23 protein-coding genes are annotated in these 19,287 nt (G+C 41.3%); 14 read left to right on the top strand and 9 right to left on the bottom strand.

What is annotated here, in order from left to right; all coding sequences use genetic code 11:
• The first annotated feature begins 90 nt into the window (after window positions 1-90).
• On the top strand, window positions 91-648 hold the full coding sequence (locus tag ABG082_RS14610) for a YufK family protein (RefSeq protein ID WP_008345822.1): 558 nt from the start codon (window positions 91-93) through the stop codon (window positions 646-648).
• A gap of 43 nt (window positions 649-691) precedes the next feature.
• On the opposite strand, the gene ABG082_RS14605 is transcribed toward ABG082_RS14610, so the two are convergent.
• From ABG082_RS14605 to ABG082_RS14595, 3 genes are all read right to left on the bottom strand, one after another.
• Window positions 692-1,102, bottom strand: coding sequence for a thiol-disulfide oxidoreductase DCC family protein (locus ABG082_RS14605; protein ID WP_008345820.1), 411 nt, complete (start codon window positions 1,100-1,102; stop codon window positions 692-694).
• A gap of 18 nt (window positions 1,103-1,120) precedes the next feature.
• Window positions 1,121-3,022 (bottom strand): transglycosylase domain-containing protein, encoded by a 1,902-nt coding sequence (locus tag ABG082_RS14600; RefSeq protein ID WP_048002203.1) that lies wholly within the window; start codon window positions 3,020-3,022, stop codon window positions 1,121-1,123.
• A gap of 108 nt (window positions 3,023-3,130) precedes the next feature.
• Window positions 3,131-4,309 (bottom strand): MFS transporter, encoded by a 1,179-nt coding sequence (locus tag ABG082_RS14595; RefSeq protein WP_220482436.1) that lies wholly within the window; start codon window positions 4,307-4,309, stop codon window positions 3,131-3,133.
• 218 nt (window positions 4,310-4,527) lie between these two features.
• Here ABG082_RS14595 and kapD point away from each other — a divergent pair, with 218 nt between their 5' ends.
• Window positions 4,528-5,145 (top strand): 3'-5' exonuclease KapD, encoded by a 618-nt coding sequence (gene kapD, locus ABG082_RS14590; protein ID WP_008345814.1) that lies wholly within the window; start codon window positions 4,528-4,530, stop codon window positions 5,143-5,145.
• Here the strand turns inward: kapD and ABG082_RS14585 are convergent.
• Window positions 5,142-5,534: a kinase-associated lipoprotein B gene (locus tag ABG082_RS14585; RefSeq protein WP_017358956.1), complete on the bottom strand. Its 393-nt coding sequence runs from the start codon at window positions 5,532-5,534 to the stop codon at window positions 5,142-5,144. The genes kapD and ABG082_RS14585 overlap by 4 nt on opposite strands.
• A gap of 93 nt (window positions 5,535-5,627) precedes the next feature.
• On the opposite strand from ABG082_RS14585, the gene ABG082_RS14580 reads away from it, so the two are divergent.
• Window positions 5,628-5,804: a hypothetical protein gene (locus ABG082_RS14580; protein ID WP_008345810.1), complete on the top strand. Its 177-nt coding sequence runs from the start codon at window positions 5,628-5,630 to the stop codon at window positions 5,802-5,804.
• Here the strand turns inward: ABG082_RS14580 and ABG082_RS14575 are convergent, their stop codons facing one another.
• Together ABG082_RS14575 and ABG082_RS14570 are read right to left on the bottom strand one after the other, a co-directional pair.
• A complete protein-coding gene (locus tag ABG082_RS14575; protein ID WP_019744045.1) occupies window positions 5,805-7,097 on the bottom strand; it encodes a HAMP domain-containing sensor histidine kinase in 1,293 nt (430 codons plus the stop codon).
• A 133-nt stretch (window positions 7,098-7,230) separates the two neighbouring features.
• On the bottom strand, window positions 7,231-8,406 hold the full coding sequence (locus ABG082_RS14570; protein WP_019744046.1) for a MalY/PatB family protein: 1,176 nt from the start codon (window positions 8,404-8,406) through the stop codon (window positions 7,231-7,233).
• An 83-nt stretch (window positions 8,407-8,489) separates the two neighbouring features.
• On the opposite strand from ABG082_RS14570, the gene ABG082_RS14565 reads away from it, so the two are divergent.
• On the top strand, window positions 8,490-8,750 hold the full coding sequence (locus tag ABG082_RS14565) for a YugE family protein (RefSeq protein ID WP_019744047.1): 261 nt from the start codon (window positions 8,490-8,492) through the stop codon (window positions 8,748-8,750).
• On the opposite strand, the gene ABG082_RS14560 is transcribed toward ABG082_RS14565, so the two are convergent.
• The gene (locus ABG082_RS14560) at window positions 8,747-9,571 is read right to left on the bottom strand and encodes an alpha/beta hydrolase (RefSeq protein ID WP_017367944.1); all 825 of its coding nucleotides are present in this window, start codon (window positions 9,569-9,571) and stop codon (window positions 8,747-8,749) included. The genes ABG082_RS14565 and ABG082_RS14560 overlap by 4 nt on opposite strands.
• 178 nt (window positions 9,572-9,749) lie before the next feature.
• Between ABG082_RS14560 and ABG082_RS14555 the strand changes: the two genes are divergently transcribed.
• The 3 genes from ABG082_RS14555 to yugI all read left to right on the top strand — a co-directional run bounded on the left by ABG082_RS14555 (window position 9,750) and on the right by yugI (window position 12,035).
• Window positions 9,750-10,250, top strand: a complete 501-nt coding sequence (locus tag ABG082_RS14555) for an Lrp/AsnC family transcriptional regulator (RefSeq protein WP_007500517.1) — start codon at window positions 9,750-9,752, stop codon at window positions 10,248-10,250.
• The gene (locus ABG082_RS14550; RefSeq protein ID WP_017358961.1) at window positions 10,251-11,444 is read left to right on the top strand and encodes an aminotransferase; all 1,194 of its coding nucleotides are present in this window, start codon (window positions 10,251-10,253) and stop codon (window positions 11,442-11,444) included. It abuts the gene before it with no gap.
• Between the two features lie 198 nt (window positions 11,445-11,642).
• The gene (gene yugI / locus ABG082_RS14545; RefSeq protein ID WP_008345795.1) at window positions 11,643-12,035 is read left to right on the top strand and encodes a S1 domain-containing post-transcriptional regulator GSP13; all 393 of its coding nucleotides are present in this window, start codon (window positions 11,643-11,645) and stop codon (window positions 12,033-12,035) included.
• Between the two features lie 66 nt (window positions 12,036-12,101).
• Here yugI and ABG082_RS14540 read toward each other — a convergent pair whose 3' ends face one another.
• On the bottom strand, window positions 12,102-12,338 hold the full coding sequence (locus ABG082_RS14540) for a DUF378 domain-containing protein (RefSeq protein ID WP_008345792.1): 237 nt from the start codon (window positions 12,336-12,338) through the stop codon (window positions 12,102-12,104).
• A 144-nt stretch (window positions 12,339-12,482) separates the two neighbouring features.
• Between ABG082_RS14540 and ABG082_RS14535 the strand changes: the two genes are divergently transcribed.
• The 5 genes from ABG082_RS14535 to ABG082_RS14515 all read left to right on the top strand — a co-directional run bounded on the left by ABG082_RS14535 (window position 12,483) and on the right by ABG082_RS14515 (window position 17,185).
• Window positions 12,483-13,646: an iron-containing alcohol dehydrogenase gene (locus ABG082_RS14535; RefSeq protein ID WP_017358962.1), complete on the top strand. Its 1,164-nt coding sequence runs from the start codon at window positions 12,483-12,485 to the stop codon at window positions 13,644-13,646.
• A gap of 119 nt (window positions 13,647-13,765) precedes the next feature.
• The gene (locus ABG082_RS14530; RefSeq protein ID WP_019744048.1) at window positions 13,766-14,938 is read left to right on the top strand and encodes an iron-containing alcohol dehydrogenase; all 1,173 of its coding nucleotides are present in this window, start codon (window positions 13,766-13,768) and stop codon (window positions 14,936-14,938) included.
• A gap of 126 nt (window positions 14,939-15,064) precedes the next feature.
• Window positions 15,065-16,420, top strand: coding sequence for a glucose-6-phosphate isomerase (locus tag ABG082_RS14525; protein ID WP_017367943.1), 1,356 nt, complete (start codon window positions 15,065-15,067; stop codon window positions 16,418-16,420).
• 115 nt (window positions 16,421-16,535) lie between these two features.
• A complete protein-coding gene (locus tag ABG082_RS14520; RefSeq protein ID WP_048002204.1) occupies window positions 16,536-16,754 on the top strand; it encodes a spore germination protein in 219 nt (72 codons plus the stop codon).
• A gap of 29 nt (window positions 16,755-16,783) precedes the next feature.
• On the top strand, window positions 16,784-17,185 hold the full coding sequence (locus tag ABG082_RS14515; RefSeq protein WP_008345780.1) for a YugN-like family protein: 402 nt from the start codon (window positions 16,784-16,786) through the stop codon (window positions 17,183-17,185).
• Here ABG082_RS14515 and ABG082_RS14510 read toward each other — a convergent pair.
• Complete coding sequence (locus tag ABG082_RS14510) at window positions 17,182-18,168, bottom strand: potassium channel family protein (RefSeq protein ID WP_035701175.1); 987 nt, start codon at window positions 18,166-18,168, stop codon at window positions 17,182-17,184. The two genes, ABG082_RS14515 and ABG082_RS14510, sit on opposite strands and share 4 nt — an antisense overlap.
• Window positions 18,169-18,294: 126 nt before the next feature.
• Here ABG082_RS14510 and ABG082_RS14505 point away from each other — a divergent pair, with 126 nt between their 5' ends.
• Window positions 18,295-18,519: a hypothetical protein gene (locus tag ABG082_RS14505; protein ID WP_008345775.1), complete on the top strand. Its 225-nt coding sequence runs from the start codon at window positions 18,295-18,297 to the stop codon at window positions 18,517-18,519.
• Between the two features lie 81 nt (window positions 18,520-18,600).
• Window positions 18,601-19,275 carry a zinc metallopeptidase gene (locus tag ABG082_RS14500; protein WP_024719711.1) on the top strand — a complete coding sequence of 225 codons (675 nt, stop codon included), beginning with the start codon at window positions 18,601-18,603 and terminating at the stop codon, window positions 19,273-19,275.
• The last annotated feature ends 12 nt before the right edge of the window (window positions 19,276-19,287 follow it).

The following is a 19,287-nucleotide window of genomic DNA, read 5'->3' as shown; positions in this document are numbered from 1 at the left end:
GATTTAGATTCCAGTTTACTTGGAAAGCATCTTGTCAATCCGTTTTAAGTGAGCCATAATAAAAATGAGCTTATGAGAAAGGATCTATTTATGAAAAATACATATTTGACTGGATATTTTCCGCTGATTTCGATTTTGCTATTCAGCTCTGCCTTTTCTATTTTTACAGTAGGTATCACGACTGACTTCTTGACCCAAGCAGGAATTTTAAAAGGAATGCTGGAATTTTTCTCTGAACAGGGCATTCGTCTTGCTTTATTTGCCGCATTTGCACTTGTTTATTTTATGATTTTATCTGCTTTAAAACTCATTGCAGATACGGTGTTAGAGCTAGCGCTGCTCTTTTTTGCAAAGGACCCTGAAGGGGAGAACTTAAAGAAAATTCGGATTGCATCGGTTGTCTATTTGTTTGCCAGCTTACTTGCATTTCTATTGACGCAGCAGCTCATTTTGCTTGTTGGGCTTTTTGTTTTAGCAAGTCTCGTCTATTTTATCTGGGTTGTGGTACGCATTTATCAATCGCTTTCCATGCTGAATTTAATTGGGTTTATGATGTTTATTCTGCTGTTTTGGGCCACGTTTTTGATCGGCATTTTGTACTTATTTATTAAGCTTTATAACAGTGTGATGGCGAGTCTGCCAGCTTAATCAGACGAAAGAAAGCATCCTCCGATGATGGAGGATGCTTTTTTTATGGAAGAAACCGCTTCTGAATATCAGGTGTAGGCATCATACAGGATGTTTTTTGACCAAACCATTTATAGCGATTCTTTGCAATGAGCTGATAAAACCAGTCACGGATTGGACGAGGGATCGCGAGGAGTAAATAGCTCCATTTGTATATCCCTTTTAAATGCCGCGCCGCTTTTAAGATGCCTGTTGACTTCATATAAAGGGTCCCATTTTCAATATAAATGAATGAATTGAACTCATCTAAAGGCAAGCCGTTTTCTTTTAAAATACGCTGCCCTGTATCTGATTGTAAAGAAGCAAACATCATCCGCTCATTCGGGTCGCGCTTGATGATAAACTGAACAGCACCACTGCACACGTTGCAGACACCGTCAAATAAAATGAAGTGAGAGGGTTGTGTTGAATGCATCGCAATCAAACCTCCTGTTTATTTAGCGTATTGCATGGTTTGTTTCCAAATACGTAAGTGCGGGCTTGAACTATAAATCGATTCAACGGTTCCTCTATCTCTACCTACCCATACACCCATTGTGTATTGATCTGTCAGGCCAACAAACCAAATGTCTTTGTAGTCATTGGATGTCCCTGTTTTCCCCCCAATGTAAGGAGAATTGAAATTCGCCTTTTTCCCTGTTCCACTTTTCACAACAGAGGCAAGCAGTTTGCGCATTGTTTCATTTGTACGCTGAGAATAGATTTGCTTCGGCGACTCTTTCCACTTGTAAAGGGTTTTGCCGTTTAAGTCTGTGACCTTTGTAATGGAGTGATTTCGCGTATAGGCACCTTGATTGCCAAACACGGTATATGCATCGGTTATTTCTAGCGGCGAGAAGCCTTTTGTAAATCCTCCAAGTGCAGAAGGGAGGCGGTAATCATCTGCGACAATATGTTCGAATGAAAACTTTTCTAAATAGCTGAAGCCTTTTTTGACACCGACTGTATCAAGCATACGAATCGCTGGTGTATTGTAAGAGTTCTTAAAGGCTGTTTCAAGTGTTACAGTTCCATACGTTTTATGATTATAGTTTTGCGGGCAATATCCGCTACTGCAAAACTTGCCGGCACTGATTTTGCTTGATGCCGTGGCACCGGTTTGATCAATATAAGGGCCATAATCTAACAGCGGCTTAATTGCGGAACCTGGTTGTCTTTGCGCTTGATAGGCGTAGTTGAAATCAAACTTTTTATAATTCTTCCCGCCAGCAAGTGCGACGATTTGATGGGTTTGGTGGTTAATGACTGCTGAACCGCCTTCCACACCTTGATAAGGCAATTGTGCATTGAGCTGATAGACCGCTCTTTGCTGTAAGGAAGGGTCTAGTGCTGTATAAATCTTCACACCATCTTGAAGCAATGCACTGACCTTTTCTGATAATTCTTTTTGAATGGCCTTTTTTGCGCCAGCTGTTTTGGCTTTTTTCAATCGTTTTGTAAAGCCTTCCTGATCAGACACCAGATCGGTAAATTCTTCATTGGCGTATGTCACATAGTCAGGGTAAAGATTTTTCTTTTCACTTAAGGACAAGCTGATTTTTTCTTTCACCGCTTTTTTGTATTGCTTCTTCGTAATGACACCATCTTTTTCTAAAATACCAAGTAGCCGTTTCTGGCGTTTCTTTGTATGTTTGAATTGTTTCAATGGGTCATACAGCGTAGGGTTGTTAGGAATCGCAGAAATAAATGCCATCTGTGCAAGTGTCAAAGAACTAAGCGGCTTATCAAAATAGTAATTAGCCGCAGAACCGACACCGTAAACCCCGTTACTGAAATAAATCGTATTTAAATAGCTTTCGAGAATTTCCTCTTTTGTAAATTTTCGCTCGAGCTCATAGGAATAGAGCAGTTCTGTAAACTTTCGGCTGAATGAACGTTCATGACTTAAATATAAATTACGGGATAACTGTTGTGTGATGGTGCTGGCGCCTTGGCTAATGCCATGGTTTTTCACATTTGCGGCAAGGGCACGAATCACGCCCATAAAGTCAATGCCTTTATGGTCATAAAAGTTGCGGTCCTCTGATCGGAGGAACAGCTCCTTTACGGAATCAGGAATTTTATCGTACTTCACGAAAACACGGTTCTCATCGTTTGATACGATCTCAGAGATAAGAGAACCATCTCGATCATACATATAACTGTTTTGGGAAAAGTCTACCTTTTCCAGCTTGATTTTTTGATCAAGCACTTCGTTAACAGGTTTTACACTTGCGGCTTCTTCCTTTGATAGATAAAAAGTCAGAACAAATAATGGGATGAGGGCAGCAAGTAATAACCAACCAATGATTGCACGAAACATGAGGTCACTCACTTTCTTCGGATTTCTAGCCATATCGTACCATTCTTTTGCGATTACGAGAAGGTTATTTTTAGAAAAGAATAGACGTGAAGTCTAGTAAACAAGGCATTTAGACAGAAGAAAAGAGTATCTGATAATGGATCAGACACTCCTCTCTTTTGTCTTTGATTGTGAGCGGACCGCCCATAAAAATAATGCCCCGAAAAGGAAAATGCCGGCGGTGACATAAAAGACAGCTGGAATTCCGTAATGACTCGCCACAATGCCGCCTATGACGGGTCCGACGACATTTCCAAGAAAGCGGAAGCTGACATTGTAACCAAGCACTTCCCCTTGCATAGAGGCAGGCGCTTTGATCCGAATATAGGCCGTCGTACAAGGAATGATGCCGCCTAGTGCCATACCGTATAAGAAACGGAAGATCACTAACATCCCGTAGGAATCCGCCATCGCTTGCGGGATGAATAAAATGGAGGAGAGGATGAGAAGGGCGAGCAGCACCTTATCGTGACCAATACGATCTCCAAGGTCACCCCATTTCCGTGTAAACAGCAAATTGCCAAGCCCCGTTGCAGAAAACGCCAGTCCTGCATAAAAGGCAAGATTGACGGGGCCGTGTAAATCATGAATGTACAAGGCTAAAAGCGGCTGAATACTAAAGTTCCCGACTTGCGTAATAAATGTGAGAAGCATGGTGACGACAAGTAAAGGCTGTTTGAAAATATGGACAAGGACATCCTTCCGTGAGTAAGAAACCCGTTTTGCTTCTTTTGAACGGATCGGCTGTTCTTTCACACCGAAGATAATGACAATCGCTGACACATATATGACAGCAGCTGTTAAGAAAAATGTATAAATGAATCCGACACTGTCTGCCATAAATCCACCCATTAATGGACCGAATAATCCTCCGGCGACATTACTCATCTGCATCGTACCAAGGGTCTTACCGGCTGTTGCCTTTTCGGTCTGTGCAGAAATCAGTGCCATCGAAGTCGAAATAAAGCCTGTCACAAGCCCCATGAAAAGCCTTAACGCAAATAGTTGATAAACGGTTTGAACAAGCCCCATTAATAAAATGCTTGTTGCAATCCCAATACCGTTAATGAGCAAAATCTTTTTATAGCCATGCCGGTCACCAATCCGTCCCCAAATTGGAGAAATGAGAAAGGCTGTTAAAAATGTAACCCCAAAGACATAGCCGCTCCATCTTTGAACAAATTCATTCGAATAACTGCTATCAAGAGACTCTATGTAAAGTGATAAAAAAGGGACGATCATTGTAATGCTGGCAGATACAAAAAAGTTCACAAACCACATGATGTACAAGTTTTTCTTCCTGTTTGTGATAAAGACCACCTTCTTTATTTATTTCGTGTTCCTTAATAATTATAAAGGAAAATAAACGATCTTTCATCTGATGAATAGGTTGGGCATAGTGAATCTGCATTATTTTCACGAAAATGAAGTGATTTCAAAGTCCGTCTTAATATAATAGTAGCAGGATAGAAAACAGACGAGAAAGTGGGGTGAGACTGATGGAACAGAAGACGCTGCTTGTGGTCGATTTTGAATTTACGATGCCTGATGGGAAATATCATCCGCAAAATTTTTTCCCGGAAATCATTGAAGCCGGTGTCGTCAAAGCATCAAATGAAACGATCATAGACACATTCTCAAGCTATGTCAAACCGAAAAAGTTCCCGAAGCTGACAAAGCGCTGTAAATCGTTCCTTGGCATTACGCAGCAGGATGTAGAAAGCGGGATTTCTTTTGAGGCGTTTATCGAGAAGCTCGTGTCACTCGATGGGGGAGAAGACTGTGAGATTATCACATGGGGAAATATGGACATGAAGGTACTGAAGCAAAACTGTATGCTCAATCATATTGGTTTTCCTTTTAAGGGGAATCAAAGGGATCTGGCTTTTGAATATAAAACCTTTTTTGGGGATAGAACACTCACAGGACTTCGGAAAGCAGCTAAGGAGTACGGCAGTGAAGGAGCTGGTAAGCATCATAAAGCACTCGATGATGCCATGACAACTTATCAGCTGTTCACCCTTTTTGAAAAAGATCGATCCTATGTGGAAAATCCGCAAACAACCAAAATTGGTGAACTCATTGACTTCTCTCACTTTTTTGATTCGGCAGATTAGCGGGCGTCTTCTGGAAAATAATCTTTTTCAAGAGAAGAGAGGCACGCTCTTGATTTTTCAGCCCACTTGGAATCATCCGCACTGAGCCCTTTTTTCAATTTGTCTACGGCGTCTTTCAGCGATACTTGATAATCAGGTATGTCGCCATCATAAGGCTTGACCATATGATGAGGGATATTCGTCTGTTCCCTAAAGGCCAAAGCCCGTCTTTCCTGAAAAAAAGGTACGTCCGCTTCTTTTGGATGATGCAGGTCACCTTGAGTGGGGTGTGTTAAAACCGCTTTTACTTGAACGAGATAAGTAGATGGTTTAACGGCTGTCACTTCCCCAATGTAAACACCTGTTTTGTAAAAACCTTTCACGATTTGTCCAATCTGAATGTCTGTCATATGAAATTCCTCCATTTCCTTCGCATAAGAAGGTATTTCCTTTCTTTTAGCCAATATAGTGAAGTAAACGAGCAAAAGGGGGAAGAGCGAATCATGTCGTTCATCATATTCTTTCTACTGTATTTTCCTGAAGATAAAAGGGAGTATATCCCTGCGGCAATCACGACGGTGCTTTTCTTTGCTGCTGCATTTATTTGCTTTCGTCTGATCGTTCGTGCTTCTAAGAAGCAGGAGCAGATCGATGAAAAAAGGACAAAAAAAATGGATTGATCATTTTCTTCTTGTATCTTCAGGAAACTTCACGGTGACTGTTGTACCAGACTGCAATGAGCTTTTGAAACGAATGGTTCCATGATGATTTTCAATGATGGAAAATGTTACTGTCAGCCCAAGCCCTGTTCCTTTATTTTTCAATGTGTAATAGGGTTCACCAAGCTTTTTCATTTGGCTTTCTGACATGCCTACACCGTTATCAACGAAATAAAGGCAGATTCGATGATTTTCTTTTGAAGCAAACAGTTCGATTTTACCTTCGTGTTCGGGCGCTGCTTCAATTGCATTTTTGATTAAATTAATCATGACTTGTTTGATTTTCGTTTCATCACCTTGGATGTATAAGTCTGGTTCAATCGATTGATGAATCGTGACCGACTTAAAATTCGCATAGGATGTCATCAGCGACGCACACTCTTCAAGTAATTTAGATAAATTGAGAGACTCAATTTGATAATAATTTTGTTTCGCAATATCAAGATAGCTCGTAATAATATCCTGCGCACGGTCAAGTTCAGATAAAACGAGATTTTTATAATCTTTATTGGTTGACGGCTCTTTCGTATTGTCACTTGAAAAGAGCAGTTGGATAAATCCTCTCACCACCGTCAGTGGATTGCGGACTTCATGGGCGACACTTGCTGCAAGTTCACTCACAATCGTCAGTTTCTCTGATTGGACAAGCTGTGTTCTCATTTGCGCATTCTCTTTCACAAACTCAATGGAATAAATACTCAGCACAAGAAAGAATATGTAGTAAAGAGTTGAGAAAAATAATTCAAGCAGCTTTTGCTGCATAATGAATGCAGGGCTGTACTCTATTAAGCTGACCACAAGCAGTCCAATGTAAATAAACATCCCTTTTGATAACGCAATCAGGACTCCGTATAAAAGCTTTCTCTGCTTAGAATATTGGCGCCATTTCCGGTAAAGCAGGAAAGGGATGAAAAAGTAAATCGGTACAACAATCAATCCAATCCATAAAAAAGAGCCATACATCACGAACTTTACGGTTGAACTAACCAAGATAGCGACGATTCCGGCGGTATATCCCCCGTATAAAATAGCCAGTACAAGGGGAATCGATTGAAGCCCAGTCTGCAAATCTAAAATCGAACCAACTGGATACATAATACATAGTGCTGATGAAATGGATGCAAATATGGTGATGAGCAGTTTATTCGTTTTAGGGAAATGAGCAGGGGTCCGGCTTAGCCATAGTGCATGATATAAAAAGATTGGAAATAGAATAAAAGATACATGGAGCAGAAAATCCTTGAACATTTCCATTTAAATGCTCTCCTCGTAAATAATTGTAATTCCTCTCATTATATCATTTCATGTACAAAGTAGATATGATAATAGGAGGGTTTTTTTCTTTAAAAAGAACACCCGTTAGGATGTTCTTTTGATAGAAATGGTTTTATTCGGATGATTGAGTGAATGCTTGATGAAGGCGCTTCAGACCTTCTTTCACTGTTCCGGCAGGACAGCCTAGATTCATTCGAATAAAGCCGTCTCCTTCGTGCCCATATACGTTTCCGAGCTCTAGTATGACCTTGCCCTTTTTCAGCAGATTACGTTTCAATTCTGCTTGAGTGAGCTCATAATCACGAATATCCAGCCACAATAGATAAGAAGCATCTGGTTTCATATAACGCATGCTCGGCAGATATTCATCAATATAATCCATTGCGATCTTCATATTATTTTCGAGATAAAGAACAAGTGAATCAAGCCACTCATCTCCGTGGCGATAGGCAGCCTCCATGGCAGGAATCGCAAAGGCATTCAGTTTAGACAATCCATTTCTTTGCACTTCATTGGTGAAAAGGGTTCTTTTTTCTTCATCAGAAATGATAATGGCAGATGCCTGAAGACCAGCTAAATTAAATGTTTTACTCGGTGCAATACACGTTACCGTGATGTTAGCTATCTCATCAGAAAGGCTGGCAAAAGGCACATGCGGCTGCCCGTAAAGCATCAGATCCGAATGAATTTCATCTGACACGACGGTGACACCGTACTGTACACATAAATCTCCTACACGCTTTAATTCCTCTTTTGACCAAGCTCTCCCTGAAGGATTATGCGGATGACAAAGAAACATCAGCTTTGCTTCTGGTCTGCTTAATTTCTTCTCTAAATCATCAAAATCCATCATGTAGCGGTTGTTTTCTATTTTTAAAGGATTGGTTGAGACGATACGTCTGTTTCTTTCAATCATTTGATAGAAGGGCGTATACACCGGTGACTGAATGACCACTTCATCATTCGGAGCTGTAAAGGCTTGTACCGCAAAACTAAGTGCTGTCACGATACCTGGTGTGAAGGTGACGGCCTCTGTTTGTATCGTCCAACCGTGTCTTCTTTTGAGCCAGTCAGCTACTGCTTGCTGCGTATCCTGATCCTGAAATGCATAGCCGAATACGCCGTGATCTAATCGTTCTTTTAAAGCATCAAGCACGACTTGGGGCGCTTTAAAATCCATATCTGCTACCCACATTGGCAGCGCATCTGTTGTCAGGAACAAAGACTCTGCTTGATCCCATTTGACTGATTTTGAACCTTTACGTATGATCTGTTCGTCGAAATTCATGAAACCCACCTCTAGCCGTTTTTCAACCATTCTTGGTTGTGCTAAAATAAACATCACAAAATTTATTATAAGCGGTGATACCCATGAAAGATAGTCAAGCTGTAGAAGAGATGATTCAAGTCATTAAGGCATGGGACCCTTTTCAGTATGGAGAGGACTTTTACGAAACGGAGCCTGCTGACGTCATCAGTGCCTTATACGACGCAGAAGACCCGTTATCTTTCGCGAAAGACATTCAAGCCATTTACCATCACTCATTTGATCAGCTTCTTCCGATGGAAAGCTGCCAGCATATCGCAAATCAGCTTTTTGTCATAAGAGAAGGTAACTCCTGCTCGCTTTAAGACAGGCTGAAATGACCAATTTGATCAGACACAAAGACCGGATTTTCCTCAGGGATGAGGTGCCCGGTTTTTTTTAATGCGTGCAAGGTTGAATGCGGTAGATCCTTGTGCAGTCTTTCGCCAATTTGAATAGGAACGATCCGGTCTTCCTCCCCCCAAATCAGCAGGACAGGTGTCTCCATTTTCTTTAAGACATCTGACGCTAAATCGCCTTCCCTGTGCCGAATCAAACGAAAAATACCTCTGAAAATTTGGTCATCTGAAAAAGGCTTTAAATATCCGTCCACCATCTCTTGATCAATAATCGAATGATCATGCACAACAGCGGTTAAATTTTTCATAATACCTTGCTTGAACAACTTTCTTTTTAAATAGAGATAAAAATAAGGAATATATGTGCTGTAAACAAGCGACTTTTTGGACTTATTCATATACCCTGAGCTGCACAAAAGAACAGCTTTTTCAAATAGGTCGGGACGCTCAGATGCAGCATATAAAGCAATTTGTCCCCCCATGGAATGCCCCACGAGGATCGCATGCTGAATCTGCAAATAACCAGCTAGTTCAATGATGATTTTTGCCATGTTGCGATAGCTGTAAATGAACGTATTCGATTTTTCGGACTGCCCAAATGGAGGCAGATCAATCGCAATTAAATTGAAGTCTTGTTTCAGAAGCGGGATGAGCTTTCGATAGCTGAAGGTAGATGAGAAAAGGCCGTGAATCAAAATTAATGTCTTCTTACCTTCATTTGGATAGTGTTCGTAATAGATATCTAAACCGAATTTACTTTTCATATAGGATGGCTGTACAATGTCCACACTCATCAACTCCGATATTTGATACTCACTCTCTGTTAGGTGACTGTATTGTACCCTAAAAAGTGGATTTTAAGCTACGATTAGAATCTTTTCCCTGCTTAGCATAATGGGAAAAACGTGCTATAATGTTCAGAAGATTTTTTAAAACTAGCTTTTTACAATCAGAGGTGTGAAATCAATGAAACTAACCGAAAAAGAAACTGAAATATTAGAGATTTTAGATGAAAACAGCCGCGCCGATTTAAATACAATTGCAAAAATGGCAGGTGTGACATCAGAAGAAGCAGAAGCCATTATTCAAAAGCTCGAAGATCAAAAAGTCATTATTGATTATTCGACCATGATTGACTGGCGAAAAGTAGACGGACACGAAGGCGTTACAGCGATGATTGATGTGAAAGTGACCCCAAAAAGAGGCGTCGGTTTTGATGAAATTGCTGAACGCATTTACAGGTTCCAAGAAGTGGAGTCCGTGTATTTAATGTCAGGCGTGTATGATTTATCTGTTGTGATCAGAGGAAGATCCATGTCTGATATCGCCCGCTTCGTATCTGAAAAATTATCGACACTTGATTCTGTTGTTTCAACCACTACCCACTTTATTTTGAAAAGATATAAGCATGATGGGAAAGTCTTTGAAACAGGGGACGATGACAAAAGAATCGTGGTGTCTCCTTAAATGAAAAAGTCTTATTTATCTGAAACGGTACAAAGCATTCAGCCGTCAGGTATTCGGAAATTCTTTGATTTGGCAGCCACAATGGAAGGGGTTATCTCCCTCGGGGTCGGCGAACCGGATTTCGTGACAGCTTGGAATGTGAGAGAAGCCAGTATTATGTCTTTAGAACAAGGACTGACCTCGTATACAGCAAATGCTGGGCTGCTCTCTTTGCGAAAAGAATTGAGCCATTATCTATATAAGCGGTTTCACATTGAGTACAGTCCTGAAGAAGAACTCATTATTACCGTTGGTGGTAGCCAGGCGCTTGATTTGGCCTTTCGCGCCATTTTAAACAGCGGGGACGAAGTGATCATCCCAGAGCCTTGTTTCGTCGCATATGGGGCTCTTACGACACTTGCGGGCGGTGTACCGGTTTATTTAAGTACATCGGCTGAAAAAGATTTTAAAGCCGATTCTGCTGATCTTCGTACGAAGCTGACGCCGAAAACAAAAGCCATCTTGCTATGCTCTCCATCAAACCCAACAGGGTCTGTTTACTCGAAAGAAGAGCTTGAAGATATTGCTCAGTTTGCAAAGGAGCATGATCTTTTAATCATCACAGATGAGATTTATGCAGAGCTGACGTACGATGAAGCTTTTACGAGCGTAGCGGCGATTCAAGATATGAAGGAAAGAACGATTTTGATTTCAGGTTTTTCCAAAGGGTTCGCTATGACGGGGTGGCGCTTAGGCTATGTGGCAGCACCGCCAGTCCTCCGTGATGCCATGCTGAAAATACATCAATATTCTATGATGTGTGCACCGGCTATGGCACAATATGCCGCAGAAGAAGCATTAAAAAATGGACTTGAAGATGTGGAGAAAATGAAGAAAAGCTACAGAAGACGCCGTAATTTGTTTGTCGGCTCTCTCAATGAACTTGGACTCACTTGCCACCAGCCAAACGGAGCGTTTTACGCTTTCCCGTCCATTAAAAGCACAGGCATGACTTCAGAACAATTTGCCGAGGAGCTGCTGCTTAGCGAGAAAGTAGCGGTTGTCCCTGGAAATGTATTCGGTCCAAGTGGTGAAGGGCATATTCGTTGTTCATATGCGTCATCACTCGATCACTTGCAGGAATCACTTTCAAGAATCCAGCGTTTTTTACAGAATAGACAAGTGAAAGAAGAAGCACCTGCTATCTTAAAATAAAAAAAGGCATCAATCCAACTGGACTCATGCCTCTCAAATTAGGGGGGAATACTAGAAAGCATTCTTGTTTTCAGGTATTCCCCCTTTTGAACGGATCTAAACCCAATTAAAAAATATTTTGCGTAAAAGAGCGTTCTGTGATATAGTTTTTAATTGCGTATAAACGAATATTAAAACATTTATTTAGGAGTTGTTATCATGGCGACAAAGTTTGAAGTAGGCAGTGTTTACACTGGTAAAGTAACAGGATTACAAGCGTATGGTGCGTTTGTTGCATTAGATGAAGAAACTCAAGGACTTGTGCACATTTCTGAAGTAACTCATGGTTTTGTAAAAGACATCAACGAGCACCTTTCAATTGGTGACGAAGTACAAGTAAAAGTTCTTTCTGTTGATGAAAATGCTGGTAAAATCAGCCTTTCTATCCGTGCAACGCAAGAAGCACCTGAAAGAAAAGAAAGCAAACCAAAGAAACAAAGACCACAGCAAGTGAAAGAAGAAGCTGCTGCACCACAAGGTTTCAATACACTGAAAGATAAACTTGAAGAGTGGATTGAGCAATCAAACCGTAAAGACCTTATCAAGAAATAAAAAAAGCACCGCTTCAAACGGTGCCTTAGGCTGCCTCATAGGCAGTCTTTTTTTATGTCTTTTTCATTAGCGGACCTCTGGATTTGGCTCGTCACGGCGGACAGCTTCTTCACTAGGTTTGAACAACAGACCAAGATTGACAAGACCTGCAATTCCAACAAGACCATAAATAATACGTGATAATGCAGCACCTTGACCGCCAAAGATCGCTGCTACTAAGTCAAATTGAAAAAAGCCGATTAGTCCCCAGTTAATAGCACCGATAATCGTGAGCACGAGGGCAATACGCTGAATAGCACTCATCGTGATTCCTCCTTTCGCTACAGTATCAATACATTTATATTTTGCAGATTTTTAGCCAAACTATGCGTAAGAAAATGGATGAAAGCAAATTACTTTACTTTTGGAATGGAAGAGGCGCATAATGTAGCGCGAGGAGGAGATCACATGGATCGATTTACTTATTGGAACCCAACGAAATTAATTTTTGGAAAGGGAGAAGTATCAGCCCTTTCAGATGAACTAAAACACTACGGAAAAAACGTATTGCTTGTATATGGTGGAGGCAGCATTAAACGAAATGGCCTTTATGACCAAGTTGTCAGCATTTTAAAAGAATCAGGAGCTGCAATCACTGAGCTTGCTGGTGTTGAGCCAAACCCGCGCTTAACAACAGTTAGAAAAGGGGTTGAGCTTTGCAAAGAGAACCAAATTGATTTTATTTTGGCAGTCGGCGGCGGTAGTGTCATTGACGCAACCAAAGCGATCGCAGCTGGTGCGAAATACGATGGAGATGCTTGGGATATCGTCACTCGTAAGCATGTCCCAATGGAAGCCATCCCATTTGGTACAGTATTAACACTTGCCGCGACAGGCTCTGAAATGAACTCTGGCTCTGTCATCACAAACTGGGAAACAAATGAGAAATACGGATGGGGCAGTCCAGCTGTCTTCCCTAAATTCTCTATTCTTGACCCAGTCAATACATTTACTGTGCCAAAAAACCATACGATTTATGGCATGGTCGACATGATGTCTCACGTGTTTGAACAATATTTCCATCACACGGAGAATACACCTTACCAAGATCGTATGTGTGAAGGACTTCTTCGTACGGTCATTGAAACAGCACCAAAGCTGATCAATGATTTGGAAAACTATGAGCTTCGTGAAACGATTTTATTCACAGGCACCATTGCACTGAATGGAATGCTTTCAATGGGCGCACGCGGAGACTGGGCATCTCACAATATTGAGCATGCGGTATCCGCGGTGTATGACATCCCTCATGCAGGCGGACTTGCGATCTTGTTCCCGAACTGGATGAAACATGTCATTCAAGAAAACCCAGGTCGCTTCAAGCAATTAGCAGTGCGTGTATTCGATGTAGACCCTGCGGGCAAAACAGACGAAGAAGTTGGCTTAGAAGGAATCGAAAAACTTTCTGCTTTCTGGACAAGTTTAGGAGCACCAAACCGTTTAGCTGACTATGACATCAACGATGAGAAAATTGATCTGATTGCAGACCGTGCAATGGCACGTGGTGAATTTGGCCAATTTAAAAAGCTGAACAAAGAAGATGTTCTAGCTATTCTAAACGCTTCTTTATAATCGAACATGGAAAAGATAGCTGCTTTTAAGCAGTTATCTTTTTTGAGTTCTGCATGTACATATGTTACAGTAGTCTTTCATGTTTTTGGATATATATGTTTTAAGGAGATGTAGAACAGATGGAGAACTTTATTTACTATAATCCAACGAAATTAATGTTTGGAAAAGGACAACTAGACGGACTAAAAAGCGAACTCGCTCGTTATGGAAAGCGAGTGCTTCTTGTATATGGTGGAGGCAGTATTAAGAAAAATGGTCTTTATGATAGGGTCATCAGCGCTTTAAATGAAGCAGAGGCTGACGTATTTGAACTGTCAGGAGTTGAACCGAACCCTCGCCTCACTACAGTGCAAAAAGGGATCGACATTTGCCAAAATGAGAACATTGATTTCTTATTAGCAGTTGGTGGGGGAAGTGTCATTGACTGTACAAAAGCCATTGCAGCTGGAGCTGAATATGACGGGAATGTTTGGGATATTATTTCAAAGAAAACGACCGCTCAAAAAGCACTGCCATTTGGCACAGTATTGACACTTGCAGCGACAGGCTCAGAAATGAACCCGGATTCTGTGATCACGAACTGGGAAACAAATGAAAAGTACGTGTGGGGCAGTTCAGTCACGCACCCTGCTTTTTCAATTTTAGATCCTGAGCACACATATTCTGTGCCAGAGAATCAGACGGTGTATGGCATGGTTGATATGATGAGCCATGTATTTGAACAATACTTCCATAATGTCAAAAATACGCCTCTACAAGATCGGATGTGTTTTGCTGTTCTTCAAACAGTCATCGAGACAGCACCAAAGCTACTTGAAGACTTACAAAACTATGAGCACCGTGAAACCATCCTTTATGCAGGAACGATTGCTTTAAATGGCACGCTGCAAATGGGCTATTTTGGCGATTGGGCATCTCATACGATTGAGCATGCAGTATCAGCTGTTTATGACATTCCGCATGCAGGTGGACTTGCGATCCTCTTCCCAAACTGGATGCGTCATACACTTGATCATAATGTCGAACGTTTTAAAAACCTCATGTTGAACATGTTTGACATTGAGACAGAAGGAAAATCGGATCGTGACATCGCATTAGAAGGAATCGACAAGCTGTCAGCCTTCTGGACAAGCCTCGGTGCACCGAGCCGTTTAGCCGATTATGATATTGGTGAAGATCAACTGGACAAAATTGCTGACATCGCAGCAAAAGAAATGGAATATGGTGGTTTTGGTAACTTTATGAAACTAAACCGTGATGACATTTTAGCGATTTTAAAAGCCTCTCTATAATTTGGATGGCCGCTTCTCTTCATGAGGAGCGGCTTTTTGCTGCATCAATGACGATCACTTGATTTCAATAGCTAGTTCCGCTAAAGTGAAAGGGACAGAACTAACGTAATGGAGGGCTTACAAGCGATGACACATATTCAATTTGACTACTCGAAAGCGTTACCTTTCTTTCAAGAACATGAGCTTACATATTTAAAAGATTTTGTGAAGGTGGCCCATCATAATATTCATGAACAAACGGGTGCTGGCAGTGATTATTTAGGCTGGGTTGACTTACCGAAGCAATATGATCGCGAAGAATTTGCCCGTATTCAAAAAAGTGCAGAAAAGATTAAATCTGATTCTGATGTATTACTCGTTGTTGGAATTGGTGGATCTTATCTTGGGGCACGTGCGGCCATTGAGTTTTTAAACCATTCTTTCTATAATACTTTGCCAAAAGGCAAACGCAAAACACCGCAAATCATCTTTATTGGAAACAACATCAGTTCTTCTTATTTAACAGATGTAATGGATCTGCTAGAAGATGCCGATTTCTCCATTAACGTGATTTCAAAATCTGGTACAACAACAGAGCCAGCCATTGCGTTCCGTATCTTTAAAAAGCTCCTTATCGAAAAATATGGTGCTGAAGAAGCGAAAAAACGCATCTATGCGACAACTGACAAGGCACGCGGGGCACTCAAAACGTTAGCAACTGAAGAAGGCTATGAATCATTTATCATCCCTGATGACGTCGGCGGACGCTATTCCGTCTTAACAGCAGTTGGTCTATTGCCAATCGCTGTAAGCGGTGCAGACATTGATCAAATGATGGAAGGTGCTGCGAAAGCAAGTGAAGACTTCGCTTCATCTGAGCTCTCAGAAAATGCGGCTTATCAATATGCGGTTGTCCGTAATGTTCTTTATAATAAAGGACGGACAATTGAAATGCTGATTAACTATGAGCCAGGCTTACAGTACTTTGCGGAGTGGTGGAAGCAGTTATTCGGCGAAAGTGAAGGGAAAGATGAAAAAGGAATCTATCCTTCATCTGCCAACTTCTCAACGGATCTTCATTCACTTGGTCAATATGTACAAGAAGGAAGAAGAGACTTGTTTGAAACCATCGTGAATGTAGACAAGCCACGACATGAACTTGTCATCGAAGCAGAAGAACAAGACCTTGATGGGTTAAACTATCTTGCAGGAAAAACGGTTGATTTCGTCAATAAAAAAGCATTTGAAGGCACAATGCTTGCTCATACGGATGGAAAAGTACCGAACCTGATTGTGACAATTCCTGAAATGGATGCTTATACATTCGGATATCTCGTGTACTTCTTCGAAAAAGCATGTGCGATGTCTGGGTATTTACTAGGCGTCAATCCATTCGACCAGCCTGGAGTAGAAGCGTATAAAGTGAACATGTTTGCTTTATTAGGAAAACCGGGCTTCGAAGAGAAAAAGGCAGAACTTGAGAGCCGTCTCAAACAATCATAAGAATAAAAGGCACATCCCTGCATAAGGTGTGCCTTTTTTTATGTTCTCATGGTGTCAGTGCAAGCCTCCCTAAGCTCTGTACATAGAATAATCAATGGAGGAGGTTGATGAAGCGATGAGAACAAATCATATTTATATCCATGACATTTCCGGGCAGGCCATCGTTAACTTTGGTAATGTTGGGCGGATTTGTCCAATGAGTGCTACGAAAGAAACATCAGGAGCGGGCAGTGCGAACCAGACAAATGCATCATCCAGCCAAAGCTTATTTGATGCTGCTTTTACAAACAATGTGCAAATCACGAAAGGCAAATGTATGAATTCCTCTCTTTAACGAACCCTATACAAAAAGGAGGGTTCTGTATGATTCATGTACCATCTAGGCTAACTGGTGAAAGCTTTTCACTGTACCATTTAGAAGAAAACATGAAGCCGCTCGGATATGTCATTAATGGGAATTGGGATTATGATCATGGATATTTTGATTATAAAATTGACAACCGTGACGGCTATACCTTTCTCAGAGTTCCGTTTACAGCCGAGAAAGGACAGCTGGATCAGCCAGGCGTTGTGGTGAAAATGGGACATCCATTTCTCTTAAAGCATGTCTATCAAGATAAATTAGATGACCATGCGATGGTTGGAAATGTCGGGGCATCTTTTAACCAATTCCAAGAACCGAAAGAGAAAGACGGAGATGTGTCAAAGGCTTATGCCGAAATTGGCTTTTCACTCGTCAAAGAATTAGAAGATGCACTGCTTTAAAAGCTGATCAGCTCATCCTCTGGATGAAGCTCATATCCAAAAGGAGGATTCATCATGGGTCCTTCTTTTTTTTGTACACCTACAATGATGACATGGTGCTCTAGAAAGTGATGAAGTGCCGTTAAGAATGTCTCTCCAGCTAATGAAGCCGGTACTGGAATGATGGTGATCTGTTTATGGAGGGTCATGTTTCTTTTTATTTTTAACGCCATGAGCTGTTCTTTTAAAAGAAAATGCTCCACCATTAAATGATTCACGGCATCAGAAGTATGGATGACTTGATTGGCTCCAGCCCGCTCAGCATTTTTCACATAGCGGTCGGTTAAAATTTCAATTAAACAATATAACGAAGGATTTAATCCTTTTGCCGCAAGCAAGGTTAAGACACTCTGCATATCAGCCGTCACTTCATTTTCATGCTGGTCGGCGGTAATCATCAATGTATCAGCACTCATAATATTTGCTCTGCGAAGTGTGGCATCCTCTGTACCATGGCCTTTAATAAAATGGACATTCTCTAAAAGAGGTCCTTCCTTTAAGGAATCATCAATGAGTACAATCGGCATGGCGGGATCAATGGTTTGAAACGATTGAAGCAGTTTGTTCGTTTTCTCATTCCAGCCGACAATGATGAGATGTCCCTTCCCCTTGAAAGCCACCTTCCCCTCTACATACTGGTGTTGTTTGCTAAATACGGCGGCAGCAAGTGTGGCGAAATATGCAGTGACAAAGCTGGCGCCGATCAAAATAAGCGCCATTCCTGCTACTTGCCCAGGCATGGTTTGCGGCACAAAATCACCGTATCCCACAGTAGAAACTGTAATGAGCGCCCACCAGATCCCATCAAAGATCGTATGATACTGCTTTGGTTCAAGTATGACGATTAATTGTCCAAAAAAGAGAAGCAAGAAACAGATGATGATCGCAATGCGAACGTAAAGAGGCCATCTTAGCCAGGCAATGAAGATACGGTTTGATTTCATCGAACTCGTCCTTTCAGGGAGACTGCTAATGTCAGTATGCCCGATTAGGAAACAATTTTTCATCATCGTCATGTATTGAAATAGAACCCATATCTTAAAATAAGAGAGAAGAAGGAGGGAATGCGAATGTCGTTTGTTCAAAAGACCGTACTTCTTTTTATCGGCGCCCACTTTTTATCATCTGCGGTGATTTTACTCGTGTTTGATTTAAATGCGGTGAACCATTTCATGAATGATTTCTCGTGGCTTCGTTTTTTTCAAGACCTATATGGAACGGTGACATTTTATACAGCATGCATCGGAATGTTCTTCTTTTTCATTGGTGTAGTGATTCCCCTTAAAAAGACCTAGTGCTTTTTGCTGTACACGTTACATAAAAGTCATTAAAATTGTAAATAAATATATAAAATAAAAAGGAAGCTGATGAGCATGCTGTTTTTTTATTTTTTAACATTTGCCGCATTGGGATTGTCTTTTTGGGCACAATTTAAAGTAAAGAATAATTTTGAAAAGTATTCAAAGGTTGAAGCTGCCAGTATGAAAACAGGTGCTGAAACCGCTCGATATATTTTAGATCGCAACGGGTTATACGACGTACCCGTTGAACCGGTAAGAGGAACTTTGACTGATCATTACGACCCGACGCAGCGTGTGGTTCGTTTATCTGAACCAGTGTATTATGGCCATTCCATTTCGGCCATTTCAGTCGCATCACACGAGGTTGGACATGCCTTGCAGCATCAGGAATCCTATGGTGCGCTTGTCTTGAGACATAAGATCTTCCCTGTCGTGAACTTTGCATCTGGTGTTGCCCCGCTTCTTTTCCTAGGTGGATTATTGCTCGGCAGCCTTAACTTAATCGGGCTTGGGATCGTTCTGTTCTCAGCTGCTGTGTTCTTTCAGCTAGTGACATTGCCTGTTGAGTTTAACGCAAGTTCTCGTGCAAAGAATATCATTGTTTCAGAAGGAATCATTAGAAGCAGTGAAGAAAGAGGCGTGAACAAGGTGTTAAATGCCGCAGCTCTTACGTACGTAGCAGCGGCCCTTGTCTCCCTGTTTGAATTGCTCCGTTTTGTAATGATCTTCCTAAATGGCCGTAATGATTAATTGACGCCAGAG

It is taken from the genome of Bacillus sp. BS1807G30, from assembly GCF_040047675.1.
Classification (GTDB): Bacteria; Bacillota; Bacilli; order Bacillales; family Bacillaceae; genus Bacillus; species Bacillus altitudinis.
This window is presented reverse-complemented; position numbering and strand designations above follow the sequence as displayed.